This window comes from Pseudomonas sp. NDM (assembly GCF_003105095.1).
Classification (GTDB): domain Bacteria; phylum Pseudomonadota; class Gammaproteobacteria; order Pseudomonadales; family Pseudomonadaceae; genus Aquipseudomonas; species Aquipseudomonas moraviensis_A.
Genome location: NZ_QETJ01000015.1, coordinates 64,217 through 70,418, shown reverse-complemented (window position 1 = coordinate 70,418; position 6,202 = coordinate 64,217). Strand labels below are relative to the sequence as shown.

At 58.9% G+C, this 6,202-nt stretch carries 6 protein-coding genes and 2 pseudogenes; 5 read left to right on the top strand and 3 right to left on the bottom strand.

Annotation, left to right across the window (positions count from 1 at the left end; translation table 11 throughout):
• From DCO47_RS27135 to DCO47_RS06225, 3 genes and pseudogenes are all read left to right on the top strand, one after another.
• Positions 1-196: pseudogene (locus DCO47_RS27135) on the top strand (hypothetical protein); the annotation flags it as partial.
• A complete protein-coding gene (locus DCO47_RS06230) occupies positions 189-434 on the top strand; it encodes a plasmid stabilization protein (RefSeq protein WP_064364524.1) in 246 nt (81 codons plus the stop codon). The pseudogene DCO47_RS27135 and the gene DCO47_RS06230, both read left to right, overlap by 8 nt.
• Entirely contained in the window at positions 431-850 is a 420-nt protein-coding gene (locus tag DCO47_RS06225; RefSeq protein ID WP_116657737.1) for a type II toxin-antitoxin system VapC family toxin, read from the top strand. The genes DCO47_RS06230 and DCO47_RS06225 overlap by 4 nt, the downstream gene beginning before the upstream one ends.
• 281 nt (positions 851-1,131) lie before the next feature.
• Here the strand turns inward: DCO47_RS06225 and DCO47_RS27505 are convergent, their stop codons facing one another.
• From DCO47_RS27505 to DCO47_RS06215, 3 genes and pseudogenes are all read right to left on the bottom strand, one after another.
• Positions 1,132-1,845, bottom strand: a complete 714-nt coding sequence (locus DCO47_RS27505) for a methyl-accepting chemotaxis protein (protein ID WP_371915160.1) — start codon at positions 1,843-1,845, stop codon at positions 1,132-1,134.
• Between the two features lie 144 nt (positions 1,846-1,989).
• Positions 1,990-2,916 (bottom strand): annotated as a pseudogene (locus DCO47_RS27500) (methyl-accepting chemotaxis protein); the annotation flags it as partial.
• A 282-nt stretch (positions 2,917-3,198) separates the two neighbouring features.
• Positions 3,199-3,786: a GNAT family N-acetyltransferase gene (locus DCO47_RS06215; protein ID WP_116657736.1), complete on the bottom strand. Its 588-nt coding sequence runs from the start codon at positions 3,784-3,786 to the stop codon at positions 3,199-3,201.
• 399 nt (positions 3,787-4,185) lie between these two features.
• On the opposite strand from DCO47_RS06215, the gene DCO47_RS06210 reads away from it, so the two are divergent.
• Both DCO47_RS06210 and DCO47_RS06205 read left to right on the top strand, forming a co-directional pair.
• A complete protein-coding gene (locus tag DCO47_RS06210) occupies positions 4,186-5,079 on the top strand; it encodes an amidohydrolase family protein (RefSeq protein WP_116657735.1) in 894 nt (297 codons plus the stop codon).
• Between the two features lie 37 nt (positions 5,080-5,116).
• Positions 5,117-6,091, top strand: coding sequence for an alpha/beta hydrolase (locus DCO47_RS06205; protein WP_116657734.1), 975 nt, complete (start codon positions 5,117-5,119; stop codon positions 6,089-6,091).
• The last annotated feature ends 111 nt before the right edge of the window (positions 6,092-6,202 follow it).

The following is a 6,202-nucleotide window of genomic DNA, read 5'->3' as shown; positions in this document are numbered from 1 at the left end:
CCTGCTCGCGATAGCGGAGTGTCAGTCAGCCTACCTGTTACTGACCCACCGCTATCGCGAGCAGGCTCACTCCTACAAGGGCATCCCGGTGTATTTGAGATGGCACTGCCGTTCGGCGGGCCTCACTTCAATCAAACCTGAATATGCTAGCCTGCAATCAATGATTTCATTGATTGCAGGAGGACGACATGGCTAGCATCACTATTCGAAACCTTGACGAGACGCTCAAGGAGCAGCTGCGCATTACCGCTGCACACAATGGACATTCCATGGAAGAAGAAGCTCGGCTGATTCTGGGCCGAGCGCTCACCAAGGTTGATCGTGCCGGAGGGCTCGGCAGTCGGATTCACCAGCGTTTCAGCGCCGAGGGCGGAGTCGACCTCGAGCTGCCTGCGCGTGCAGAGAAACCGGTCGGTGTGGACTTCTCTGAATGATAGTGCTCGATACCAACGTTCTATCCGAATTCATGCGCATCGAACCCGAGGCTCAAGTGCTGGCCTGGGTGGATGCGCAACCGGCCATGGACCTGGCCATCAGCGCGATCACTGTGGCGGAGATACTGCACGGCATCGCTCGATTACCTTCCGGCAAGCGCAAACAAAAACTCCAGGCCCACGCGTTGGCAATGTTCGAAGAGGATTTTGCCGGGCGGATTTTGCCATTCGATGCGCACGCGGCCGTCGAGTACGCGACGCTGGTCGCCGATGCAGAGGCGGAGGGGCGGGGGATTGCAATGGCCGATGCGCAAATCGCAGCGATCTGCCGAGGCCACGGAGCTGCGATTGCTACACGTAATGTTCGGGATTTCGAGTTTTCCGGGATTGAAGTGATCAATCCGTGGCAGGTCTGAAAATCTGCTCTGTCATTTAAACCGCATTCGCGAGCAGGCTCGCTCCCACAAGGGATCTGCGGTGTGCTCAGAATCCAGCGTGGCACACAAATCCAATGTGGGAGCGAGCCTGCTCGCGAAGGCGGAGTGTCAGGCAGCTTTGATTTGATTGATCCACCGCAATCGCGAGCAGGCTCACTCCTACACGGTTTCCGAGATGTTCACAGATTTTGTGTTCGACCTGGGACCTGTAGGAGTGAGCCTGCTCGCGATTCGGTTTCAGCTACAGCGCAAAACCAAAATCAAACGCGGAAGTGGCTGACCATCTGCTGCAACTGACCACCCAACCGCGCCAGTTCAACACTCGACGCTGCCGTCTCATCACTCGCTGCGGCGGTCTGTTCGGACACGTCGCGGACGTTGATGATGCTGCGGCTGATCTCTTCAGCCACTGCACTTTGCTGTTCAGCCGCCGCAGCGATCTGCTGGTTCATCGACTGGATGTTCGACACCGTGCGGGTAATGTTTTCCAGCGAGGCGCCGGCCTTGCGCGTCAGGGCGACGCTGCTATCGGTCAGCGCGCGGCTGTTGTTCATCACCGCCGAGACTTGCTGGGTACCGTTCTGCAGACCGGCGACCAGACCTTCGATTTCCTCGGTGGATTTCTGTGTGCGCTGAGCCAGACCACGCACCTCATCGGCGACCACGGCAAAACCGCGCCCGGCTTCACCGGCACGCGCAGCTTCGATCGCGGCGTTGAGCGCGAGCAGGTTGGTCTGTTCGGCGACAGCCTTGATCACGTCCATGACGCTGCCGATCTTGTCGCTTTCCTGCTGCAACACGCTCATCGCTTCGGTCGAACGCACCACTTCGCTGGCCAGGCGCTCGATCTGCGCGATGGCCTCATTCACCACCTTGTCGCCTTCACGGGCTTCGCCGTCCGCTGCGGCAGCGGCTTGCGACGCTTCCTCGGCATTGCGCGCAACTTCCTGCACGGTGGCAGTCATTTCGTGCATCGCGGTGGCGACCTGATCGGTCTCGACTTTCTGGCTGTTCACACCCGCACTAGTCTGTTCAGTCACCGCCGACAACTCTTCGGCGGCGCTAGCAATCTGGGTGACGCCGTCCCGGATGCCACTGATCAAGTCACGCAGGGTCACGCCCATGCGTGCGATGCCTTGCTGCAACACGCCGAGCTCATCGCGACGGGTGACGGTGACGTTCTGGGTCAGGTCGCCGCTGGCGATGCGCTCGACCACGGCCAGGGTTTCCTGCAACGGACGGGTGATCTGACGGGTGATGATCACCGCCGCAATCACGCCAACCAACAGCGCCAGCAAGGTGCTGATCAACTGGAAGGTGCGCGCCTGGGCGCTTTCAGCGTCACGGCGATCAAGCTGAATCTGATACAGCTGCTCGCTCAGGGCGACGATGGTGGTGCCCTGATCGGTCATTTCCTTGCGCGCCTGCACCGCATCGGTGTTGGCGTTCTTGTACGCCATCAACGCGCTGCGATAGCTGGTCAACGCGGTTTCCAATTGGCGCAGGGCATCCTGCTGAGTCGCGGCAAATTGCGCGTTCAGCGGTTTGAGGCTGGCGATGGCCGCATCGATCTGGCCGACGGCTTTCTGTTCGGTCTCGGCGTTGCTGGTCGCGGTGTAACCACGCACTTCATAACGCGCGAGGATGAACGCTTCCTTGGCAGCGGTGACAGCCTGGAACTGCTCGAAACGCTGATCGCTCAACTCCATCTGCTGCACGCGCTGGCTGATCGATTCGATCAGGTTGTACGCGGTCTGAGCGTTGACGCTCATGGTGTCGCGGGCGCTGTTGCCGGTGCGATAGGCGTTGCGCATTTTGTTCAGCGAGGTCTGGTATTCAGCGATAGTCGCGGCCTGCTGCTTGAGCAGCGCGACGTTCTCCGGGCTCTTGAATTTGCTGATCAGCGCCTGCTGCTGCGCAGCGAAACTTTCCAGAGTGGTCTGCACATTCTGCGCGGCGGTTTCGTCGCCATTGGTCAGCATGTATTGCAGGCGCACCACGCGCAGTTTGGTCAGGCCGGCGTTGAGCTGGGTGATGTCGCTCATCCAGTTGCTGCGGTCGATCAGGCCGCCGAGGCTGGTCCAGCCGGTCAGCGCCAGAATGCAGGTCAGGGCCAGCACCAGGCCGAAGCCCAGGCCGAGTTTCATGTTCACGCTGATGTTACCGAACCAGCTATTCATGCAAATCCTCCAGAAACGTTGGGTTTCTTGGTCGTCAGTTAAGCTGGAAGATTGTTGTTCTTTTGAGCCAGCAGGGGTGTTAGCAGGTCTGTATCGGCCGCAAACCCGAGAGCTGAAAGGATTTTTGTCTGACAGGTTTCGTGCAACTCAACCCAGGCGCCGCGACCACCGCTGATCCGGCGCCTCGAACCCCGGATTGACCAGCGCCGTCAGCACATGATCCTGCCAACGCCCGGCAATGTTCAGATACGCCTTCGCATAGCCCTCACGCTCAAAACCCAAACGCTCAAGCAAACGCGCACTGCGCTCATTGCCCGGAATGTAATTGGCCATGATCCGATGCAGATTCTGCACATCGAACATATAACCAATCCCCGCCTCCAGCCCCTCCTGCATCAAACCCAGCCCCTGATGCGCCTCATCGATGTGATAACCCAAATAACACGCCTGAAACGCCCCCCGAATTATCCCGCTGAAATTGCACGCCCCGATCATCTGCTGACCGTCCGGCGACAGCAGCGCGAAATGCATCGCCAATCCGGCCTCGAAGGCGCTGGCCTGGATCTCGAGACGACGGCGGATGTTGGCGGTGGAGAAGTAGTCGGTGGTGCGGATGGGCGACCAGCGCGCCAGGTGCCGCTGGTTGCGTTGGTAGAACGCGCTTTCGAGCTCGGCCTGATCGGGGGAGAGGATCGCCAGCGTCAGGCGCGGGCAGGGCAGGGATAACAGCGGCATCGAGCGCTCCTTGGCGAGGGATCTGCAGGCAGAGTCGCGCATATGCTGGGGAGCGGCAAGGTGTGCTGGATGGCAGACAAAAAAAAGCCCGCTAGGAGCGCGGGCGAACCGTAGTTTCTTGAATGAGCAGGGGGATTTTATCGGTTCGCGGCGCGTGGTGCGGTGAAGAAAAATTCATGTCGAAACAGGCGCATCAATTTTTCGCCATGCTTTCTGACGGGCCGCTACCCATAAACCGCTAACGGCTTCAATGCCTGCAAATCCAAGCGCTGCTTCTCAAAACATCTTTGCTCACAAATTCGCGCATGGCGAAATTTTGATACTAGACGTCGAGTTGGCGGGAGCGACGAAAGACTGGCGGCGATTATTGTTTTCGCACAAATGCAGGAAACAAAAATCATGCTGCCGTTGATTGAAAGAACAGACAGTCACGTTCATTTTTTTACTTCGCACGACCTGCGCCGAGTGTCCGCTGCGTTGCCCTATGCATTACCTGAGCCGCACTCCCTGACGGCTTATCTGGATAACCTGATGGCTGCCGGTATTGCTCCGACGCTGATCAATAACGTCCATCTCAGTATTCTGCCGGACTCGGAAAACGTATTTGCCTCGTTTGACGAACTCAAGAATCTTCAGGCAGTCGACCCTCAGCGCTACGGCGGCGTTAGGTTAGTGGGCACGATCAAGGCATATCCGGCTTACGCCACCAAAGAACGGCTCTCGCACCCACAGGTGATTGGCGCCCGCATCGTTTTGCACGATGCACGGCCGGAAAGCGTTTCTCCCACCCAGTTCAGCGATGAGCAATGGCTGGCGTTTTATCAATGCCTGCAACCGCATCAACATCTGCACATTTACGCGAAAGAAGCCGAGACGAATTTGCGCGTACTGCGCCAGATCCCTTGCGATGTGCGGGTCGTCATCGATCACCTTGGCACTTGCCACCCCGAGCGGGGCATCACCGAGCCTGCCTGGATCGCGCTGCTTGCCGAAGCCAGCGTACGCGGCAACGTGTGCTTCAAGGGGCCCGGCTATCGAACCAGCAGCCGTCCCGAAGAAACCGCTCGTTTCGTGACGCAAATCGTCCGCGCAGTCGGCGCAGACAAGATCCTGCTGGAAGCCACCGATGCCCCTCATGTCGGAACAGACAACGAGGGGATGAAGTATTCCGAGCGGTTCAATCTGGAAAAGGCGTTCAACTTTGTTGATGCCGTTGCCCTGCATGTTTCCCGAGTAACCGAAATTCCTGTTGGCCAACTTCTGCGAGGAGCGTCTGGCCAGTTGGCAAGTTGATCTACGCCCACACCTCTCACTTCGAGATCACTCAGAAATGACGAACATTACAACAAGAGACATCAACTTCAGCGTCAACTACGGCGATGAAACACTCAGCCTCAAAGGCACGGTATTTCAGCCGGAACAACGCGATGCTGCGTCGCAAAAACTGCCACCGGTAATTTTCAACTCCGGCTTCACCGGCGGAGTCACGATGTATGGCCAGTTGTTCGGTCGCGCCCTGGCGGCCCTTGGTTATCGGGTCATGACGTACGACGTCGCAGGCTTCTTTTCCAACAAGCACATCCGTAACACCATCGAGTCCGGCGATAAAGTCATCACCAACGTCATTCTCGAAGACCAGAAAGATGAAGTGTTGGGGGCCGTTGCGTGGGCGCGGGAAAATTTCGGTGAGATGCCGGTAGTCGCATCGTGGGCGATGGGCTCGGTGGCAAGCCTTGGAGCGGTGGCTGAACTCGCCGCGGCCGGCGCCGAACAGATCCGCTTCTGGGTGCCGATGAGCTACACCAACATCCGCAAATTGCAGGCCTTGCGCGCAGATCCGGCGGCAGCGGATGCGGCCATCGCGCAACTCGCCGATGACGCGCCGATCCCGCCGTTCGACACCGGCACCGATGAGACCCGACTCGGTTACTACCCGCTGGATCCGGAAACCCAGGCCTATGTCGACCAGCAACTGGGCGGCTACACCGAAGCGGGCGGCGCGGACCGTTGGCCGGGCTGCACCCACGTGACGGCGAAATCCTACAAGTCCTACGTGCAATATGACCCGGAGCAATCCATCGAAGGCGCAAAAGGCTTCCCGCCCGCGCTGATCATTCACGGCGCTGACAACACTTTGCACATGCCGTCGGAGTCCGTGCGTCTGCATCAAAACTATCCGGGCGATGCCGGCCCGCACGCGTTGATCATTTCGAAGATGCAGCATGGTCAGCAGAATCAGGCCGACCACCCGGTGTTCAAATCGATGATCCAGAGCATCGACGAAGCCATCCGCGCACGGGCCTGATCCGCTCGCCATTCTCCTGCGAGACCTCGGGTATCGAGGTCTCGCAGCGATTCCCCAGCCTCGCGGGGCTTGTCCTGTCTGGCTGAATGCGTGCCCAGCCCCTAACATGCG

Coding starts and splice junctions, on each gene's coding strand:
- DCO47_RS06230 (WP_064364524.1), top strand. CDS start 189: ATGGCTAGCATCACTATTCGAAACCTTGACGAGACGCTCAAGGAGCAG.
- DCO47_RS06225 (WP_116657737.1), top strand. CDS start 431: ATGATAGTGCTCGATACCAACGTTCTATCCGAATTCATGCGCATCGAA.
- DCO47_RS27505 (WP_371915160.1), bottom strand. CDS start 1,845: ATGCACGAAATGACTGCCACCGTGCAGGAAGTTGCGCGCAATGCCGAG.
- DCO47_RS06215 (WP_116657736.1), bottom strand. CDS start 3,786: ATGCCGCTGTTATCCCTGCCCTGCCCGCGCCTGACGCTGGCGATCCTC.
- DCO47_RS06210 (WP_116657735.1), top strand. CDS start 4,186: ATGCTGCCGTTGATTGAAAGAACAGACAGTCACGTTCATTTTTTTACT.
- DCO47_RS06205 (WP_116657734.1), top strand. CDS start 5,117: ATGACGAACATTACAACAAGAGACATCAACTTCAGCGTCAACTACGGC.